General features: G+C 63.2%; 13 protein-coding genes. 8 read left to right on the top strand and 5 right to left on the bottom strand.

What is annotated here, in order from left to right:
• On the top strand, positions 1–2,610 hold a 2,610-nt coding region (locus QVN30_RS10435), incomplete at its 5' end, for an S-layer homology domain-containing protein (protein ID WP_289836302.1).
• A gap of 530 nt (positions 2,611–3,140) precedes the next feature.
• On the opposite strand, the gene QVN30_RS10430 is transcribed toward QVN30_RS10435, so the two are convergent.
• The 4 genes from QVN30_RS10430 to QVN30_RS10415 all read right to left on the bottom strand — a co-directional run bounded on the left by QVN30_RS10430 (position 3,141) and on the right by QVN30_RS10415 (position 9,675).
• Positions 3,141–5,879, bottom strand: a complete 2,739-nt coding sequence (locus QVN30_RS10430) for an S-layer homology domain-containing protein (protein ID WP_289836301.1) — start codon at positions 5,877–5,879, stop codon at positions 3,141–3,143.
• Between the two features lie 364 nt (positions 5,880–6,243).
• Positions 6,244–7,284, bottom strand: a complete 1,041-nt coding sequence (locus tag QVN30_RS10425) for a tyrosine-type recombinase/integrase (RefSeq protein WP_289836300.1) — start codon at positions 7,282–7,284, stop codon at positions 6,244–6,246.
• 120 nt (positions 7,285–7,404) lie between these two features.
• Positions 7,405–8,160 (bottom strand): NAD-dependent protein deacylase, encoded by a 756-nt coding sequence (locus tag QVN30_RS10420; protein ID WP_289836299.1) that lies wholly within the window; start codon positions 8,158–8,160, stop codon positions 7,405–7,407.
• A gap of 282 nt (positions 8,161–8,442) precedes the next feature.
• Positions 8,443–9,675, bottom strand: a complete 1,233-nt coding sequence (locus QVN30_RS10415) for a hypothetical protein (RefSeq protein WP_289836298.1) — start codon at positions 9,673–9,675, stop codon at positions 8,443–8,445.
• Between the two features lie 318 nt (positions 9,676–9,993).
• Here QVN30_RS10415 and QVN30_RS10410 point away from each other — a divergent pair, with 318 nt between their 5' ends.
• On the top strand, positions 9,994–10,800 hold the full coding sequence (locus QVN30_RS10410; RefSeq protein ID WP_066830480.1) for an exodeoxyribonuclease III: 807 nt from the start codon (positions 9,994–9,996) through the stop codon (positions 10,798–10,800).
• 71 nt (positions 10,801–10,871) lie between these two features.
• Here the strand turns inward: QVN30_RS10410 and QVN30_RS10405 are convergent, their stop codons facing one another.
• Complete coding sequence (locus tag QVN30_RS10405) at positions 10,872–12,881, bottom strand: monovalent cation:proton antiporter family protein (protein ID WP_289836297.1); 2,010 nt, start codon at positions 12,879–12,881, stop codon at positions 10,872–10,874.
• Between the two features lie 385 nt (positions 12,882–13,266).
• Between QVN30_RS10405 and glmU the strand changes: the two genes are divergently transcribed.
• From glmU to gltA, 6 genes are all read left to right on the top strand, one after another.
• Positions 13,267–14,652 (top strand): bifunctional UDP-N-acetylglucosamine diphosphorylase/glucosamine-1-phosphate N-acetyltransferase GlmU, encoded by a 1,386-nt coding sequence (gene glmU, locus QVN30_RS10400; RefSeq protein ID WP_289836296.1) that lies wholly within the window; start codon positions 13,267–13,269, stop codon positions 14,650–14,652.
• Positions 14,653–14,696: 44 nt separating this feature from the next.
• On the top strand, positions 14,697–15,683 hold the full coding sequence (locus tag QVN30_RS10395) for a ribose-phosphate diphosphokinase (protein ID WP_066830489.1): 987 nt from the start codon (positions 14,697–14,699) through the stop codon (positions 15,681–15,683).
• 838 nt (positions 15,684–16,521) lie between these two features.
• Positions 16,522–17,277: a hypothetical protein gene (locus QVN30_RS10390; RefSeq protein WP_289836295.1), complete on the top strand. Its 756-nt coding sequence runs from the start codon at positions 16,522–16,524 to the stop codon at positions 17,275–17,277.
• A gap of 326 nt (positions 17,278–17,603) precedes the next feature.
• Entirely contained in the window at positions 17,604–18,215 is a 612-nt protein-coding gene (gene pth, locus QVN30_RS10385) for an aminoacyl-tRNA hydrolase (protein ID WP_204563368.1), read from the top strand.
• Between the two features lie 308 nt (positions 18,216–18,523).
• The gene (locus QVN30_RS10380; RefSeq protein WP_066830501.1) at positions 18,524–19,360 is read left to right on the top strand and encodes a sulfide/dihydroorotate dehydrogenase-like FAD/NAD-binding protein; all 837 of its coding nucleotides are present in this window, start codon (positions 18,524–18,526) and stop codon (positions 19,358–19,360) included.
• A complete protein-coding gene (gene gltA / locus QVN30_RS10375) occupies positions 19,348–20,748 on the top strand; it encodes an NADPH-dependent glutamate synthase (protein WP_289836294.1) in 1,401 nt (466 codons plus the stop codon). The genes QVN30_RS10380 and gltA overlap by 13 nt, the downstream gene beginning before the upstream one ends.

Raw genomic sequence — 20,748 nt, 5'->3', positions numbered from 1 at the left:
AAGCACACTAAGAAGGTGGCAGCCGTCGTGACCGCGTCCCTGGTGGGCGCGCTCTCCCTGGGCGTCGCCCCCGTGGCGGCCGTGGCCGACACCGGGATCGAGACCCTGGCGGCCGAGTGGCACACCGGCGCCAAGGTTACCGCCGCCGAGGACGGCAAGGGCGCCGTCTTCACCGGCGACCTCACCAAGCCGGTCAGCTTCGACCTGGGCTCCGGCAAGTACCTCGTCCCGACCGAGGTCACCAACCAGAACGGCGACAAGACCGACGTGATCGATAACGAGCTCTCCGTCGAGTACACGATGCCCCTGACCGGTGCCGCCGCCTCTGACGGCACTTGGGACGGCCTCGTAAGCGGCGGGCGCTACAAGATTGACGGCAAGGGAGCTGTCGTCACGCTCAGCAACCCCGTCTCGGCTGATTTCGCCGCGTCCTACTTTGGCGGCACCCTGACCGACGAGAACGGCAAGGAGGTCCGCCCCGTCGCCGGCACCTACACCGTCATCGTCGGCGGCAAGGTCACCATGAACTTCAAGCTCGCCGACGAGAACCCCTACGCCGGCACCTACGCCTACACCGGCACCGATTCCTACAACAAGGAGATCGTCTACAACGGCGGCGCGCAGGACATCAGGTTCGCCAAGGCGGACGGTACTCCGCTTTCGTACGACGCTTCCGGCTCCAAGGATTATAGCGCCATCGATTGGTACAAATCCGACGGCTCCGCGATCGCTTCGATTACTGATGCGGGAAGCTATACCGCCGTCCTCAAGAACAACGGCGTGGAAGTCGCGAAGGTCAACTTCACCGTCGAGAAGTTCGACATCTCCAAGCACGGCGGCGTCGTCGCAGATTACTTCAATAATGCCCTCGGCACTGGCTCGGCGGCCACCTCGAACTTCCTCACCGCAGTCGCCGGCTCTCTCAGCGGCAATTACACCATTGCCGATGTTACCGCTCCGAGCGGCGTCAAGGGCTTCGACGGCTCCTTCGGCGAGTACACGGTGACCGTGAAGGCCACTAGCAACACCTCCAACGTTACCGGTGAGGCAACCTTCAAGTTCTCCAACCTGAACACCGACATCTTCTCCACCCTCGACCTGTACTACGGCGCGAGCCCCGTATCTGGCACCACTATCAACATCAACCTGACCGAGGGCGAGTCCTTCGACGCCTCCAAGATCAAGGTCCGCAAGGCCGATGGCTCCTCCGTCTACGCCGGCGACCAGCTCGAGGTCACCTACAAGCAGGGTTCTAAGACCGTCGACGCCTCCGCGCTCGCGAAGGCCGGCACCTACACCGTGACCGTTCGTGTCAAGCCCTTCCAGGACGCCGATGGCAACTGGGTCGGCGGCACCGACAGCTTCAAAGTCAAGGTTAACGGCAACCAGGCCTACGACACCAACGTCTCCTTCTACCTCGACGGCGAGCTCGCGGACGCCTCCGAGTCCATCGACTACAGCGGCGCAGACCAGCTCGAGCGCGTGACCGCCAAGGTCGCCAACCCCGAGGGCGGCTCCTTCGAGTACGGCACCGACTTCACCCTCGAGGTGAAGAAGGACGGCAAGGTCGTCGACTCCATCGTCGACGCCGGCGAGTACGAGGTCACCATCAAGCCGGTCACCTTCGAGTTCGCCTCCACGGTTAACAAGGCCGACTACACCTTCACTCTCACGGTCAACCCGCTGACCGTCAACGATCTGAAGCCGTACTACTACAACGGTGACGACGTCGACGCCGCCGGCGAGGATAGCAACGGCGACTTCGGCAACCGCGGCGTCTCTTACGTCAACGACGGCGTCGCCTGGACCGGCTCCGCTGTCGAGGTGCCCGCCCTTGCCTACAAGAACGCCGACGGCGACTACGTCGAGCTCGACTCCAGCCTCTACAACGTCGTGTCCATCAAGAAGGGCACCAAGACCGTCAAGGAGGCCGTCGACGAGGGCATCTACACCGTGACCGTCGCCCTGTCCGACGCCGCGGGCTCCAACTACTCCCTGAAGGCCCGCACCTTCGAGTTCGAGGTCGTCAAGTACAACCCGTTCGACGACGTCGAGTCCCCGGCCTGGTACGCCTCCGTCGTCGCCGACGCTAAGTACACCAACGTGGTCAACGGCATCTCCGGCACCAACCTCTACGCGCCCGAGGCCGACATCACCCGCGCCGACGCGATCTGCATCCTGTTCAACCTCGCCGGCGGCGACAACGCCATGGGCGACTACCAGTACAGCGAGACCACCGGCTGGATCACCGGCTTCGACGACGTCGACGGCCACGCCTACTACGCCAAGGCGCTCGCCTGGGCCCACTCCACCGGTGTCGCCAACGGCTATGCCGGCACGACGAGCTTCCGCCCCGAGGCCAAGATCACCCGCGAGGAGTTCGCGAGCCTGCTCGCCAACTTCGCCAAGGTCTCCGGCAAGGACGTCGACGCAGCCGACGGCGCGCTCGACGGCATGTCCGACGCCAACACCGTCTCCGACTGGGCCGAGGCCAACGTTGCCTGGGCCGTCGAGGCCGGCATCATGGGCAACGGCGGCTTCGTGGCCGGCCAGTCCAACATCAGCCGCGCCGAGGTCGCTGCGATGGCGATGAACTACCGCTCCATGTAGCGATCGCTTCCCTTCGCAACCGTTTCTATAAGGAAACGGTTGCGGGGATTCCGGGCCCTCCCCTCGCGGGGAGGGCCTGCGGGAGGGCTCTTCACCGAGAGCCTCCCCGCAGGCCTTTGGCTCAAGTTGCAAGCTGTCGCACGAGGCTCGATGCCAGAAGGGCCCTCCGGATTCTTTCCGGAGGGCCCTTCTGGCATTTGCAGCGATGGTTTATTGAGCCGAAACTCATGGATTGATGCAAGGCAAGAGCATCGGCAAAGCGGTGGAGAATGCTGGTATTCTCAAAATCTGGCACGGACATTCGATGAAACATTCGAGCCGATAAGTCCACCCGAGGGTCTGCATGCTGCTTATCGATGCCGAACGGGCCCCTTGGAAATAATCCAAGGGGCCCGTTCGGCATCGAGCCTCGTGCGACAGCTTGCAATATCAGCCAAAGGCTTGCGGGGAGGCTCTCCGTGGGACTCGAGAGCCCTCCCGCAAGCCCTCCCTTGCGGGAGGGCTTGATTGGAAATCCGGGCAGATGGGGATTACTGCACGTTGTAGACGGGGATGACCATGTCGGCCAACTTCTCGGGCTGGTAGTTCACGGCCATGGCCGCAACGCGCTCACGGGCGATGTCCTCGGTCGGGGCGAGGAAGCCGCCGTTGCCCATGACGTCGTTCTCGACAGCCCAGGCGACAGCCTGCTTGGCCCAGTCGGAGACCTGGGAGGCGTCGGTGTAGGCGTCAAGCACGCTGAGGTCGGTGCCCTCGACGTCGTCGCCCATCTTGGCGGCGTAGTTGGACAGCATCGCCGCGAACTCCTCGGCGGTGATGGTCTGCTCGGGCTTGAAGGTGCCGTCGCCGTAGCCGTTGATGATGCCCGCCGCGTGCGCCCAGGCGATGGCCTTGCCGTAGTAGGCCTTGCCGTTCACGTCGCCGAAGCCGGTGTCGTAGCCGGTGTTCTCGTTGTAGTTGAACTGCTGGTCACCGTAGAACGCGTCGCCGCCTGCCATGTTGAACAGCACGCAGGCCACGTCGCCGCGCTTGATGCTGTCGCCAGCGCCGAACATCTTGGTGCCGTTGTAGCCGTTCATGTAGCCGAGGTTGACCGCATCGTAGACGACCTGGCTGTACCACTGGCCGGTCATCGGGACGTCCAGGAAGATGCCCTTGTCGGAGACCTCGATGAAGACGAGCTCGTCCGCATGGAAACGGGCGGTGGCGTCGTAGGCGTAGTTGGCCACGGTGTCGGCGAGCTTGATCTTGGCCGCGTACCAGGCCACATCCTTGACCTCGACGTCGTCATCGGCGACGGTGATATCCCACCTATTGTACGTGCTGTTCCAGACGGGAGCGGCCTTCAGCTGATCGTAGGAGACGGTCATGTCGCCCTCTGCGAGCTCGATCGGGTTACCATCGGCACCGATGAGTGTGAACGTCGGGGTGATGGCCTCGCCAGTGTAGCTGAAGTACCCGCCGTTCTCGGTGGCGAGGTCCCAGTTCACCTTGATCTCAGGCGTCGCCTTGTCGACGTCGAAGTAGAACTCAACGTCCTTCTTGGTGTCGAAGGTGATGCCCTTGACGGCGACAACGTACTCGCCGGCGTCGACGATCTGGTCGACAGCGGTACGGGAGTCATCATCGTTGACCTTATAGTAGGTCACCGTGTAGTCCGTGCCCTCGACGAGAGTCCCGTTCTCGACGACAACCTTGACGGCCATCTCGTCGATGAAGTTCTTCCCGTTGTAGACGGCGGAGGCGTCGGAGGGGACGTTCTTGCCGTCGAAGGCGAAGAAGATGTTGGCGCGCTTGGTGACGCCGCTGTACTTAACGACGACCTTCTCGACCGCGGAGCCAGCGTTGAGGTTGCCGGCAGCGCCCTTGTAGCTGACGTCGACCTTGACGTAGTAGGTGCCGGGGGTCTTGAGGTCGTCGAGCGTGGCAGCAGTGCCGTCCTGCTTGGTCACGCTGACGGTGTACTGATCATCATCGAGGTCGAGCTTCTTGCCGGCCTCATTGGTGAACTCGACCTTCGAAATATCGAAGTACTGGGTGTTCTTGGCGAGGTTGACAACGGTATAGGTGCCGTCGCTGCTCTTCTGACCGCAGCCGGACATATTGATGCCGACGATGTTCTTGGCATAGAGAACGGTGAAGGTGGTGCTGCCCTCAACGTACTTCGCGCCGCTCTTGGCGGAAATCTTGAAGGTATAGACGCCCTGCTTCTTGTTCGAAGTCTGGTTGCCGTCGGGATCCTTGACGAACTCGACCTTCAGCTCGTTCTGAGCGAGAATATCGATATTGGCAAGGTTGATATCGTTGATGGAGTTGAGGACCTCGGCGATGGTGGAGTCCTTGCTGGGCTGCGCGACCATCTGGGAATCGAGCACGTTGCCGACAACAGTAGCCTTGGAAAGATCGAGCTTGCCGAAGGTGAACTCGCGCTCGACCTTCTGGCCCTTGTAGTCGTTCATTCCGACGACCTTGACGATATAGGTGGTACCGGGAACGAGGTCCGTGTCATCCTTGAGCTGCTTCTTGCCGCCCTTTTCCCAAATCTGGAGCTTGTAGTCGGTGCCCTTGACCAGCTGAATGCCGCCGACGGAAACGTTAATACGTTTCTTCCAGGACAGCACCTCTTCGCTGCCGTTCTCGCCGGTGTAATCAAACTCGGTGTCGGTCTGGTCCTCACCATCGTAAATGACCGAATCGGAAAGCGACAGGGCGGAAATAGTGAAGGTGTCGGCGACCTTGGTGTAATAGCCGCCCGCATCGTTCCACGTGTAGATAACGACGGCGTAGGTACCGGGATCGGTAGGACGAGCGTACTCCTCGTTCACCCCCGTGCCCTCGGTGACGTCGGTGCCGTTAAGCTTCTTGACGTTGCCGTCAGCATCCTTGTACTGCAGGGTGTTGCCGTCGAGCGTCGCCGGAGTATTACCGCCGACCTTGACGTAGTAATAGAAGGCGTGATCAGAAGCCTCGTCTGTGCTGTGAGTACCGCGGAGCTGGAGATCGTACTCCTGGCCGCTCACCGTGGTGATGGTCTTGGGGACGAGGCCGGTGTAGTAGCCGGTGTACTCGAACTTGTCACCCGGCTTGCCCGAGCGCCACTCGACGGTGCCCTGAGAGAAGTCGGCCTGGTTGCTAGCCTGCAGCTCAATCCCCGTGTCCTCCGCCATAGCGGCGACGGGGGCGACGCCCAGCGAGAGCGCGCCCACCAGGGACGCGGTCACGACGGCTGCCACCTTCTTAGTGTGCTTCCTGTTGACGCAAGCTGTCATACGTCTTTCTCCTTCCGTAAGGAACAGATAATCGCCAGTTATAGAGTTTAACCTTTCCTTCGAACCACTTCTAGCCTTTTGCTAAAAAACGGCACGAAGGTAGCCTAAGCTCTACCGGTGTGACTCAGTCTAGCACCGATTTATTCTTTGTCTACCTTTTTTTCGTCAGGCTTTTTTCTTAAATCTTAAGAAGCGCGACGTTAAGCTGCATTTCTGGTGTGATTTGGCCGTTTTACCACCATATATTGTGGTCAATCCTCCGGCACCTCCGAAATTATAGGTGCTCGCCGCGAATTTGAACATATCCCAATTTCCTCCTTTATTTCTGCACTGTTTCCATCCGCGATTCAAATGACCCCGAATATCAGGCCTCGCTGACCACGTCGCGCGGGTTGTGCTCCTCCATGATCGCCCGCAGGCTCGACGACGAGACATGCGTGTAGCGCTCCGTGGTCTTAACCGAACTGTGACCCAGGAGCTGCTGGATATATCTAATACTTACTCCCTGCTCCAGCAGCGTGGTGGCGAACGTGTGCCTGAACATGTGCGGCGTGATGTGCAGCTCCACGCCCGCCTCCTGCGTCCGCTTGCGGATGATCTTCCTGACCGCTTGGGTGGTCAGCCGCTGCATAGTCCTGCTCAGGAACAGCGCCTCGCTTTGCGGTTGGGCCCAAGCGGTCTTTGGCCCCTTGCGGCTTTTCATATATACCTCGAGCACCGCCAGCGTCTGCTTCGATCCCAGCACCACGATGCGTTCTTTCGACCCCTTTCCGAACACCCTCAATTGCTGCGTCGAGAGGTCGATGCTCTCTACATCAAGCGAACACAATTCCGAAACGCGGATTCCCGTCGCCGTCAGCAGCTCCAGCACGGTCTGGTCGCGCAGGGCGATCGCGCTTTTTTGCCACGCTCCCTTTCTGGACCTCCCCTTCTGCGCCCGCCCGGACGGCTCCAATATCCGCCGCAGGTCAGACAGCGCTATGGTGCGCGGCAAAAGCAACGGCTGGCGCACGTTGACCTCGAGATCCTCGAACGGCGTGGCGTATATCAGATGCTCGCGCTTGAGCCAGTTGGTCCACGCCCGAAGCGACGCGAGCTTGCGACGCACCGTGCTGGCCGAGAACTTGCCGTTGAGATGCACCAGATGCAGGCGCATCGCCTCACGGTTGAAGTTGAGCCTACGCTCGGTGATCCAGTCGATGAACTGCAGGATGTCGCAGCGGTACGCCTTGACTGTCTTGTCGTCCAGGCGCCGCTCGTTGGTACAGCGCGCCAGATACAGCTCAAGGTCGGCCGCAAGCTCCGCGCGCTGCTCATCCAAGGTGCACACCGCCAGAGGCTGCACTTCCTCCACTCCGTCGTATCCGAGCAAGCTTTCCGTATTCCGATCGAATTCTTCAACCATACTGCCTCCCGTCCTCAAACATGAATGGAGCAATGGCGCCCGGCGGCGGGGCCATTGCTCCATCATGGGACGGGACGCATCCGTCCATATGCGATGAATCTACGAATGAACGACGCGCGGCTAAAAGCGGAACGCTTGAGCGATGTCGCACGAGATCAACAGGTCCGCATTGCGGTCCTGCGGCGTGGGATCGCGGTTGATAATCACGAGCTTGTTGCCCCTGAAATACTGTGTGAGGCCCGCCGCCGGATACACCACGAGCGACGTGCCCCCGATGATGAGCATGTCGGCGTGCGCGATAGCGTCGACCGCGCCCATGATGACGCGCTCGTCGAGCGGCTCCTCGTAGAGCACGACATCGGGCTTGATGCGCCCACCGCAGGCGGGGCAGACGGGCACGCCGTGCTCGTCCTCGCTCTCGCGCGCGCAGATCCATTCGGCGCTATAGCTCGCACCGCACGCCTGGCAGATGTTGCGGTGCACCGAGCCATGAAGCTCCCAGACCGCCTGCGAGCCGGCCAGCTGATGCAGGCCGTCGATGTTTTGGGTCACGACCGCGTCGAGCTTGCCGTCGCGCTCGAGCTCGGCGAGCTTGAGATGCGCCTGGTTGGGCTTGGCGCCCAGCGCGATCATCTTCTTGCGGTAGAAGTCGAAAAACTCCGCCGGATGGCTCTCGTAGAAGCTGTGCGAGAGCATGGTCTCGGGCGGATAGTCGAATTGCTGATGATACAGCCCGTCCACGCTGCGGAAATCGGGAATGCCGCTCGCCGTGGACACGCCGGCGCCGCCAAAGAACACCGCGTGCTGATGGGTGTCGAACAAGTGCGCGAGCTCCTGCGCCGCTTCTTGGGGATCCGAGATGACCTGAGATGCCATAGCATGCCTTCTTTCGAATGTGGTTCGCACGGCACACTCTATTGTACGGATATGGCTACAAGAAAGGCGGGCCAAAGCCCGCCTGACACGCCTCGTGAGCTGGTTACCCGCTAAGAGGGCCCCGTAACCGTACCCAGAACTGCGGGTGAGAGCCCTCATATGGGCCCTCACCCGCAGTTCTGGGCACCGTTACTGGGTGTTCGACACGTTCGAGCCGGGCATCCCGCCGGAGTCGCCTTTTCACCCGCGATAGTTTGGGGATCAAAGGGCACTCAGCATCCCCTACCGCTTGCGGCCGAAATGCTTGCCGAGGAAGCCGCCGACGCTGTCATCGTCATCGATGTCGTCGACCACACGGGACTGCGCGCCGAAGTCGACCCACTCGATCTCGCCCGCATACGTCTCGTCCAGGCTGCGCGGGGCGCTCGCCGGCTGCTTGGCCTGCGGCACCGGCGCCGGGGCAACGCCCTCGGGGATCGTCAAGTGACGGGCCGTGCGCGCAACCTTGGGCACGGGCACCGCACCGGACGCATAGCGCCTGCCGGCGGGACGGGGCGGCTCGGGCTCCTCGACGGGCTCGGGCACGGGCGCGACAGCGGGTGCCGGCGCGGGCCGAACCGGAACGGAAGCGGGCGCAGGAGCGGACGCGGGCGCCGCATGGTCCTCGAACGCCATGAAATCCAGCGGAACCTTGGTGAGGCCCGCCGCATCGTCATCCTCATCGTCGGCCGCGGGCTCGGCTGCCTCGGGCACCAGCTCCCCGCGTGCCCTGAGCGCGGCCTGGATCAGGTCCTCGGTCTTGCCGCTCGGAGCCGCCCAAGTGGCAGGGATCGTGACGACCTCGGTCTTGTCGGCCTCGTCCTCGAGGTCTTCGGTCTCGGCCTCGCCTTCGTCCTCGGCCTCCGCCTCCAGATCGGCATCCTCGAGTAGGGCGGGCTCGTCGCCCTCAAGGTCGCCCGCAAACTGGGCGGCGTCCTCCGGCTCGGGCTCCTCGACCAGCCCCTCCTCGAACTCGGCGTCTGCCCCGCCCTCGGCCTCACCGTACATGGTGGGGGCCTTGCGCTGCAGCACGGTCCATGCAACGCCCGCCACGGCCGCGAGCGCCGCGAACACGGCGAACGTGGCGCACAGCGCCGTCACGATCACATCGCTGAACGCGCTGTCATAATCGCTGAAATACGACGTGGAGACGCCCGCGATCATCACGATGACGGACACGAGGCTCACGCCGGAGAAGATCAGCATCGACATGTTGTCTCGCCTGCCTGCCGCCCATATGCCCAAGATGCCCGAGGCGAGCGTCAGTGCGAACAGCACCAGCGAGAACCCGATAACGCTCACGGTCGCCTGGTGCTCGGCGTCGAAGAATATGGCGCCCAGCACGGCGTAGTTCGCCCCGGCGACCGCAAGGTACAGCATGCTCGCGCAGATCAGCGCGAACGAAACGATTTTGACAGCCAGCATGCTGACGTGAAGCCAACGCTCCACGTCGTTGGAACGAATGTCATCCGGCATGAGGGCAATCCTCCCCTAAAGGCGAAGCGCGGCGCGCAGGCCCGGCGCGCCGTTCGCGGTATCGTCGAAAGTGTTCTTATTATAGTGTCCTCGAGCCGCATGCGCGCGCACATACGATCCGGTCAACCGCGATTTGGGACAAAGAATCCCCAAAGTGCCACGTGATATGTCTCAATTCGACAGGGCGCACGGGCGCGATCCTTCCCGGCGGCGACCGCAAGCATGGAACGGTTCCCCGACATGGACATGCGACGCTATGCCACAATAGGCCTCGCACGTCATCTCGTGCAGACGCCATCGCATGCAAAGGAGCACCCCATGCGCACATACAAGTTCGCCTCGTGGAACGTCAACGGCCTGCGCGCCGTGCTCAAAAAGGAGCCGAGCTTCACCGATATCGCCACCGAGCTCGATGCCGACATCCTGGCCATACAGGAGACCAAGCTGCAGGAAGGCCAGGTCGCCGTCGAGCTGCCCGGCTACGTTCAGACGTGGAGCCACGCGGAGCGCAAGGGGTATTCGGGCACCGCGGTGTTCAGCCGCGAGGAGCCGCTGTCGGTGCGCCGTGCCGACAGCCTGCTGCCCTATGCCGCGGGCAACGAGCTGGTCGCAACGGCCGTGACCGAGGGCCGCGTGTGCGCGCTCGAGTTCGACAGCTACTGGTTCGTGGACGTCTATACGCCCAACGCGCAAAACGAGCTGGCGCGCATCGACACGCGCATGGCATGGGACGACGCCTACCGCTCGTTTTTGAAGGGCCTCGAGGGCGAGGCGGGCAAACCGATCGTGACCTGCGGGGATTTCAACGTGGCACACGAGGAGATCGACCTCAAGAACCCCAAGTCCAACCGCGGCAACGCGGGCTTTTCCGACGAGGAGCGCGGAAAGTTCACCGAGCTTCTGGACGCGGGCTTTACCGATACGTTCCGTCTGCTCCACCCCGACGAGACGGGCGCCTACAGCTGGTGGAGCTACCGCTTCAACGCGCGCAAGAACAACGCGGGCTGGCGCATCGACTACTTCCTAGTGAGCGACGCCGTGCGCGACCAGGTGCGCGAGGCCACGATCCGCAGCGATATCTTCGGATCGGACCACTGCCCGGTGGAGCTCGTGATCGACCTGTAGGATCAGAGGATCAGGGGCTTCGCCGGCGGGACGGGCCCGTCCCAAAAGGCCCCGCCCCGCCCCAGGCCCCGCTACTCTCCGCGCAGGATCTCCTCCGCGCGGTCGAGGGCCTCGGATGTTCCCATGAGACCGACGGCATCCCCGGCGTGCAGCACGGTCGCGCCGTCCAGGAACATCTCGATCGTCTCGCCATGGCGCAGCGCCACAGCGTTCACGCCCACCGCCGCACGCAGGTCGAGCTCGGCCAGCGACTTGCCCGCAACGGCGCTGTTCGCGCCCACGCACACCCAGTGCAGGTCGACGTCGCGCATCGAAGCGAGCATGCGGTCAAACGCCATGCGGCGCTGGGCGCGCGAGCCGTCGGCCAGCGCCTCGTAGCCGCTTTCGCGCAGGTCGTTCACATACCCCTGGATCTGGCGCGGGCGATAGCCCAGATCGAGCAGCGCATGGCGCATGAGCTCGATGCCGCCCTCGAGCTCGGGGCGGACCACCTCGTTCACGCCCGCCTCCACGAGTGCGACCACCGCGTCGTCGTTGTCGGCGCGCGCGACGATATGCAGGTCGGGAGCCTGCTCGCGGGCATCGCGGGCGATCATCTCGGCCGACGCCTCGCCGCGGATGGCGATGACGAGCACCCGGGCGCGGTCCAGGTGCGCGTGCGCCAGGATCTCGGAATTGGCCGCGTCGCCCACGAGCACCTGAGCGCCTTCTGCCTCGGCCTCCTCGGCTACCGTCAGGTCGCGCTCGACCACCAGGCACGGCACCTCGAGGCCCTGCAGCACGTCGGCCACGCACGAGCCCGCATGGCCGTAGCCGATAACGACCACATGCCCGCTCAGCTCCTCCTTCGGCATCTCGGTCTGCCGCACATGGCGCTCGTAGGCCGCCGCCAGGCGCGGACGGGAGACGATGGCGCGCTCGAGCGGGCCCTCGAGCTTGAACACGAAGGTGTTGAGCGCGATGGAGATCACCGCGCCGCCCAGGATGAGGCTGTACTGGTCGGCGGAGAGCACGCCGAGCGACATGCCCGTCTGGCCGATGATGAACGAGAACTCGCCGATCTGCGCCAGGCCCGCCGCGATGGTGAGCGAGGAGCACAGGCCCGTGGAGAACAGCGCGCCGAGAGCCATGTTGATGAGCCACTTGCCGAGCATGATGAGGGCGACGAGCGCTACGAGCTCGCCCAGATGGGCGGTGAGCGTCGAGGGATTCACCATCATACCCACGCTCGCGAAGAAGATGATGGAGAACAGGTCCTGGAACGGGATGGCCTCGGCCGCCACGCGATGCGAGAGCTTGGAGGTGCCCACCACGACACCGGCCAGAAACGCGCCGAGGGCGAACGACAGGTCGAAGAGCATGGCCGCGGCGAGCGCCGTGCCGAGCGCGATGACCACGACGGCGAGCTGGAACAGCTCGCGCGGGCAGAAGCGGGCGATCTTGGCGAGCAGCCACGGCAGGACGCGCGAGCCCACCACGAGCATGAGGGCCACGAACGCGACGGTCTTGGCGAGCGCCAGCGCGAGCTCGCTGGCAAGCTCGGCGGGGCTCGTCTCGCCCGGACCGAACACGACCGGCAGCACGACGAGGATCACGACGGTCGCCAGGTCCTCGACGATCAGCCATCCGGTGGCGATGCGCCCTCCCCTGCTTTGATACAGCCCGGCATCGGTGAGGTTCTTGATCAGGACGACCGTGGACGCGATGCTGACGGACAGGCCGAGCATGACGCCCGCCTCGGGCTGCCAGCCGAACGCCATCGCGAGCGCGTAGCCCGCGAGCGTGCCGAGCGTGATCTGGACGATGGCGCCGGGAACCGCGATGCCCTTGACCTCGTTCAGGTCCTTGAACGAGAAATGCAGGCCCGTGCCGAACATCATGAACATCACGCCGATTTCGGCCAGCTGGTTCATGGCGTGCGAGTCGCCCGAGAAACCGGGGGTGAACGGGCCGACGATCAGGCCGCCGACCAGGTAGCCCACGATGGGCGGCAGGCGCAGGGCGCGCGCAACCATGCCACCGGCAAACGCGGCGACGAGTGCGAGCACGAACGTCATGAGCAAGATGGTGTCTCCATGCATAGGCAGGGGCCTCCTCACGGGCGCGGCATACATAACAGGAGGCGGGCCGTGCGTGGATGCGACCCGCCTCCGTACAAAGTGTGTTGGCATTTTTATCCTACCCGCTTGACGTGCGGATATGCGCAGGAATTGCGACTTGCTGCAGGCGATTTTGTGAAGACGGCGCCGTGTCTTCCTCCTCGGTACGCATCGAGGGCGATACCCCTCCGCGCGGCCAGACGGGTACAAATGACCCCGACCCAAAGGTATCGGACCGACCCCTGCGGTGGTTTGTATCTGAAATTGCAATTATGCATACATGCTGCGGTATCATCGGACTACATGCGGTCCGTCTGCCCTGCAGGCCGTGCCGCACGCGCATGCACAACAACCCGAGGGGAGTCCGATGGACGTCACCGCAATCATCATGGCCGCAGGCGAGGGAACCCGCATGAAATCCAACCATGCCAAGGTTTCGCACAAGATTCTGGGAAAGCCGATGATCTGCTGGGTAGCCGACGCCGCCTTGCGCGCCGGCTGCAATCGCATCGTCGTCGTTATCGGGAGCCATGCCGACGAGGTTCGCGCCCTGCTGACCGGCGCCTACGGCGACGCCGTCGAGTGCGTCGAGCAGACCGAGCGCCTGGGCACCGGCCACGCCGTCCGCGTCGCCCTCGAGGCCACCGGCATCAACAAGGGCCCCGTCGTCGTGCTCAACGGTGATCTTCCCCTGATCCAGCCCGGGACCATCGCGTCGTTCGCCCAGACGGTCGCCGAGGGCGGCAGCGCGGCCGCGGTCCTGACCATGACGCCGCCCGACCCGTTCGGATACGGCCGCATCCAGCTCGACGGCGCCGGCGCGGTCGAACGCATCGTCGAGCAGAAGGACTGCACGCCCGAGCAGGCCGCCTCCCTTCTGGAGTGCAACGCCGGCTGCTACGCCTTCGACGGCGCGCAACTCGCCGCCCACATCGGCGAGATCGGATGCGACAACGCGCAGGGCGAGTACTACCTGCCCGATATGGTCGAGATCCTCAAATCCGCCGGCCAGACCGTCTCCATCTACCACTGCGACGACTACCGCGAGGGCCTCGGCGTCAACAGCCGCGCGCAGCTCGCCGAGCTCACCGCCATCGCGCGCGATCGCATCAACAACCGCCTCATGGCCGAAGGGGTCACGTTCATCGATCCCGCGCAGGCCTGGATCGGCCCCGACGCCGCCATCGGCCGCGACACCGTCGTGTGGCCGCAGACCCATCTGATCGGCGCATGCGTCGTCGGTGAGGATTGCCAGCTCGGCCCCAACACGCGCCTGACCGACACCCGCGTGGGCGACGGCTGCTCGCTCGACGAGACCGTCGCCATCGACGTCGTGGTCGAGAACGACGTCACCTGCGGCCCGCGCGCCTACCTGCGCCCCGGCACGCACCTGCTCGACGGCGCGCATGTCGGCACGCACGTCGAGATCAAGAAGTCCACGATCGGCGAGGGGTCCAAGGTCCCCCACCTCTCCTATATCGGCGACACCACCATGGGCGCCGGCGTCAACATCGGCGCAGGCTCCATCACGTGCAATTATGATGGTAAAAACAAGCACGCCACCGTGATCGGAGACCGCACGTTCATCGGCTCCGATACCATGATGGTCGCCCCCGTTCACATCGGCTCCGACGCCATCACGGGCGCCGGCGGCACGATCACCAAGGATGTCCCTGACGGCGCGCTTGCCATCGAGCGCACCGAGCAGCGCATCGTAGAGGGTTACACCGAGCGCAGGCGCGCTCGTCTGTAGCATAGCTAGGGTATGGCAGTCCACAAACAAAGGAGTACGGGCAGATGCCAACACAGGACCAAAAATTGACCCAGCAGATGTACAAGTCGCTGCGCCTCTATTCGGGCTCATGCAACAGGCCGCTGGCGCAGAAGATCGCTGACATCCTGGGGGTCGAGCTCTCGGGCCTCGCCCTCGAGAAGTTTGCCAACGGCGAGATCTACGCCCGCTTCGACGAGTCCGTACGCGGCGCTGACGTGTTCTTGGTCCAGTCCATCGCCGGGCCGAGCGTCAACGACATGCTGATGGAGCTGCTGGTGGCCACCGACGCCGCCAAGCGCGCCTCTGCCCGCACCATCACCGCCGTCATCACGCACTACGCCTATGCGCGCCAGGACCGCAAGGCCGCTCCGCGCGAGCCGATCACCGCGCGCCTGGTGGCCAACCTGCTCGAGCGCGCCGGCGTCGACCGCATCATCACCCTCGACCTGCATCAGGGCCAGATCCAGGGCTTCTTTGATATCCCGGTGAACCAGCTCTCCGCGCTGCCGCTGTTCGGCGAGTACTACAACAACATGGGCTTCGACACCAACAACCTCGTGGTCGTGTCCCCCGACGTGGGCCGCGCCAAGGCCGCCAAGATGCTGTCCGACATGCTTGGCTGCGATCTGGCCATCGCCCACAAGGGCCGTCCGCGCCACAACGCCGCCGAGGTCATGGGCATCATCGGTGACATCGAGGGCAAGACCTGCATCATCAACGACGACATGATCGACACCGCGGGCACCCTGTGCGCCAGCGTGCGCGAGCTCAAGAAGATGGGCGCCGGCGACATCTACGTGTGCGCCTCCCACGGCATCTTCTCCGGCCCGGCCATCGAGCGCCTGAACGACGCCCCCATCGTCGAGTGCGTGGTCACCGACTCCATCCCCGTCGAGGTGGGCGGCAAGATCAAGACCATCACCGTCGCCAACGAGTTCGCCGACGCCATCAGCGCCGTGTACGGCGAGCGTTCGGTCTCCAAGCTGATCGGCGGCGACTTCGCGCTGTAGGTCGCCCGTTTCGGCATCATCGCGCTTTAGCTCAGGCCTCGCGGTTCGTCCCGCGGGGCCTTTTTCTGCCGTAAGCCCGACACGCAGCACACCCATTTCCAAAAGTGGCTAGAAATTTCTGTTTTGCTGTTGCGGACCCGCTCGGACAGACCAAAAACCTGCCCGCCAGTGCCACGCACCTCCCGACAAGACCAGATTCGAGGTATTCGGGGCCTTTGCCGTATCGCTATTACCTGCCAATAGCGACAAATCAGCCAAACCGGACGTCTTCACTTGGCTCAGCCAACAGCAGAACAGAAATTTCTAGCCACTTTTCCCATCTGCTCTAGTAAGCCCCGGGCTTTCTCTCAGTCGCGGTGCTCACACGTCGATTTTCTTATCACTTTGATATGTATTTCAATCATGTTTCTTATTCTGTAATGTGATATATATTCATGGCTCTTCAATACTGTAACATGCTATCTTATTAACTATGTTGATATTAGATGACATACCAAGTATTCGAGGCATACGCCATGACAGACGGATCCATCGCTCTGTCACCTGGCCTGTTGTCGATAAGGCAGAGCAGAAACGAGCGCTTCAGCAAGCCGGCTCATCGCTTGGTGAAATCGACTACGGCCTCCTTGCCCGCCACGGCTTTTGGGACGAGTCCGAGCAAGAGCCTGTACGTCTCCTTGTAAGTAGGCCTCAAGTACGCGTCTTCGACAAAAACGTCCACGTACGCGTTATTGCCGAGCAGCTACCCGCTGGATCGCTGCTCCGCGTGGAGCCTGGATTGTACTGCCTCTCTCCGGGATATGCCGCCATCCGATACCTGGCTGGCAGATCCTTTGCCATGTCCTTCATGCTGCTTATGGAGCTGCTGGGAACCTATACCCTTTCTCCGGACGCAACGATACCGATCGACCGCGGAGGCATCTGGCCCGATTGGAGAGCAGAAGGGCGTTCCAGTAACGAGGAGAACGACCAAGAGGAATCTGAGACAGCAGAACTTGAGGCAGCCGTCATAGAGCAAATCCACAACAAATGCGACCCGGCGCTTACGCCCGCGCAGCTCAAGCGCTTTATCAAGACCGCAACTGGAAATAGAGCCCATCCCTTGCGTCAGGCTGCGAAATACGTTGCAAAAGGATCCCGATCGCCGGCCGAGTCGCTCCTCTATGGGATGTTCTATCTCCCCCATGCGTACGGCGGTTTCAACTGTCGCGCACTGAAAGGCGGCATCATCCTCAATCATCGCATCAACTTCTCTCCGCGCGCGTCACATGTGGCGTCTGGGATGCCGTACGCCATCTGCGATGCATACATCCCCGCAGCGTCGACGGACATGGAGTACAACGGGATCGTCCACGAGCTGGAGAACTCGCGCATTCATGACGACAAGAGGAACAACGGGATGCAGGCAATGGGCATACGCGTCCTAGCCATCAACAGAGAGCAGATGCGCGACATTCCCGCACTTGAAGCCATAGCACAATCCCTCTTCAAGTATGCCCACACAAGGTTCCGTTATCAGATTCAGGGGTATCGTCCGCGGCAAGAGTCATTGCTCAATGGCCTCCGCGCAGCTGTCGGCCTGCCGCCGGCATAGCGGTATGGCCCGCCAGACGACCATCCTTCTTTGCAAACTGGCTAGAAATTTCTATTTTGCTGTCAGACGACTTGGATGATGGTGTTCACTTTGGCCTATATGTCTATATTGGCTGCTTATGATACGACCATGATGGCCTCAAATGTCGCAAACCCACCCTTGGCAAGAAGATAAGAGACGCTAGCTGCGCGTTTTGATCCCCCTCGGAGAGAACCGCAACAGCAGAATAGAAATTTCTAGCCATTTTCTGCGGTGCCGCCGATTCGTTGACAGGTTCACGGGCACTTATCAGTATGTTGGGAGCACGCAACACAGGAGGGAAACGCATGGCAGCTGTTCAACCGAAGAAAATCCGCATGGTCGCGGGCCTTGGCAACCCCGGCGAGGAATATGCGCGCACGCGGCATAACGCGGGCTTTTGCGCCATCGACGAGCTGGCCCGCCAGGCAAACGTGACCTACTGGAAAAACCAGTCCGGCGCCGAGGTGGCCTCGATCGCGGTCAACGATGCGGACGCCGAGGGCGGAAAGCGCGAGGTCTTGCTGGTCAAGCCCCAGTCCTATATGAACACAAGCGGCGGCCCCATCTCCAAGCTGTGCGCAGCGAACAAGATCTCCCCCGAAGAGCTGCTGGTCATCCATGACGAGCTCGATATCCCCGCAGGCGACGTGCGCGTGAAGATCGGCGGCGGCCATGCGGGGCACAACGGCCTGCGCTCCATCATCGACAAGCTCGGAAGCCGCGAGTTCGCCCGCATCCGCGTGGGCATCGGCAACCCCCCGGGGCGCATGCAGGTGGCCGACTTCGTGCTCAAGCAGCTGCGCGCCAAAGAGGCGGAGGACTTCGATGACGCGACGTTCCGCGCGGCGGAGGCGGCGGCGCTCGCCCTCACCCGCGGCGTCATCTTCGCGCGCGATAACGTCAACGGCAAGCGCTAAGGCCAAGCCTGGTCATTTCGGGCCCAGTGCATATCGGGGACGTACCTGTTGCGTGCATGAATGCACGCAACAGGTACGTCCCCGATATGCACTGGGCCCGAAATGGCACCGCCTTACCGTCTAAACCCACGCAAGGCAATTTCGCCGGGCAGGCCATTCACGCCGCAATACCGCGGGGTATACTTGAGGTTGTATGCGCGCGGGCGAAAAGCCGCAGCGGATTCGGCCGTCGCGCACGCAGGGTACCCATGGGGTGCTTCCGCTCGCAAGGACACGGCGGCATCCCCGCCTGATAAGAGAGGGGTTCTATGTTCAAGATCCTGAAAAAGACGCAGTTCTCGGAGAAGGTCTTCGAGTTCCGCGTCCACGCCCCGAGGATGGCCAAGCATGCACATGCCGGCCAGTTCCTCATGGTGCGCATCAACGAAACGGGTGAGCGCGTGCCGTTCACCTTCGCCAACTGGAATCCCGAGGAGGGCTGGGTCGAGTTCATCTTCATGGTCGTCGGCAAGACGACCGAGTGCCTGTCCAAGCTCGAGGAAGGCGACTACATCCAGGATATCACCGGCCCGCTGGGCAAGCCGACCGAGATCGAGGGCGACCGCGTGGCCGTCATCGGCGGCGGCGTCGGCCTGGCCATCGCCTACCCCGTCGCGCGCATGCTGTGCGAGCAGGGCAAGAAGGTCTATGTCATCATGGGCGCCCGCAACAAGGACCTGCTGATCCTCTTCGAGCAGTTCGCGGCCCTGCCACTCGAGGAGCTCTTCGTCACGACCGACGACGGCTCCATGGGCGAGAAGGGCGTCGTCACGCTGCCGCTCGCCCGCCTGTGCGAGACCGACGCGATCGACTCCGCCTTCGCCGTGGGTCCCGTGCCGATGATGAAGTTCTCCGCACGCACCTGCCGCGAGCATAAGATCCCCATCGTCGCGAGCCTGAACCCCATCATGGTCGACGGCACCGGCATGTGCGGCTGCTGCCGCGTCGAGGTCGGCGGCGAGACCATGTTCGCCTGCGTCGACGGCCCCGACTTCAACGCCGATCTCGTCGACTGGGACGACCTCGCCCATCGTCAGGCCAGCTACCGCGCCGAAGAGGCAACTTCCACCAAGCTCTATGAGGAGGAGTGCGCATGCCAGAAGTAAAGTACCGCCCCAACATCGGAGCTCCCCGCACGCCCGCGAACGAGGAGCCCGCTGAGGAGCGCGCTCGCGATTTCCGCCCGGTCGACACGGGCTACACCATCCAGGACGCCGTCGCCGAGGCCAACCGCTGCCTCGACTGCAAAAAGCCCCTGTGCATGGAGGGCTGCCCGGTCGGCGTCCACATCCCGCAGTTCATCGAGAAGATCCGCGAGGAGGACTGGGCCGGTGCGCTGAAGGCCATCAAGGGCGACAACCTGCTCCCCTCCGTCTGCGGCCGCGTCTGCCCGCAGGAGAACCAGTGCGAGGGCAAGTGCATCCTCGGCAAGAAGGGCGAGCCGGTCGCCATCGGCCAGCTCGAGCGCTTCATCGGCGACATGGCCGACGAGGTCGGCGAGGCCCCTGAGTGCAAGCCCGCAAACGGCCACAAGGTCGCCATCGTGGGCTCCGGCCCCTCCGGCATCGCCTGCGCCGGCGAGCTCGCCCGCGAGGGCTTCGAGGTCACCGTGTTCGAGGCCTTCTTCACCGGCGGCGGCGTGCTGACCTACGGCATCCCCGAGTTCCGTCTGCCCAAGGCGATCGTCAAGCGCGAGATCAAGGGCCTTGAGGACCTGGGCGTCCACTTTGAGTACAACTCCGTCGCCGGCCGCCTGTTCGACGCCGAGGAACTGTTCGAGGAGGGCTACGACGCGCTCTACCTCGCCGTGGGCGCCGGCCTGCCGCGCTTCCTGCATATCAAGGGCGAGAACCTGCCCGGCGTGTACTGCGCGAACGAGTACCTCACCCGTACGAACCTCATGAGGGCCTACGAGTTCCCCGAGTACGACACCCCCATCCGCCACGGCAAGAACGTCGTGGTCTTCGGCGGCGGCAACGTCGCCATGGACGCCGCCCGCACCGCACTGCGCCTGGGTGCCGACAAGGTCACGCTCGCCTACCGCCGCACCGAGGCCGAGATGCCCGCGCGTCGCGCCGAGATCCACCACGCCAAGGAAGAGGGCGTCGAGATCCTCGAGCTGTGCAACCCGCTGCGCTTCATGCCCGGTCCGGACGGCTTCGTGTCCACCATCGAGCTCCAGCGCATGGAGCTCGGCGAGCCCGACGCCTCCGGCCGTCGTCGCCCGATCCCCATCGAGGGCTCCGAGTTCGCGATCCCCTGCGACGTGGCGGTCACCGCTATCGGCACGCGCGCCAACCCCTTCGCCAAGCTCTGCGCTGACGTCGAGCTCAACCGTTGGGGCCTCATCGAGACCGATGAGGACGGCCGCACGTCCAATCCCAAGGTCTGGGCCGGCGGTGACATCGTCACCGGTGCCGCGACCGTCATCTTGGCCATGGGCGCCGGCAAGAAGGCCGCCGCTTCCATCAAGAAGACGATCCTCGGCGAGTAA

The organism is Collinsella ihumii (genome assembly GCF_030385545.1).
In the GTDB taxonomy this organism is placed as follows: domain Bacteria; phylum Actinomycetota; class Coriobacteriia; order Coriobacteriales; family Coriobacteriaceae; genus Collinsella; species Collinsella ihumii.
This window is presented reverse-complemented; position numbering and strand designations above follow the sequence as displayed.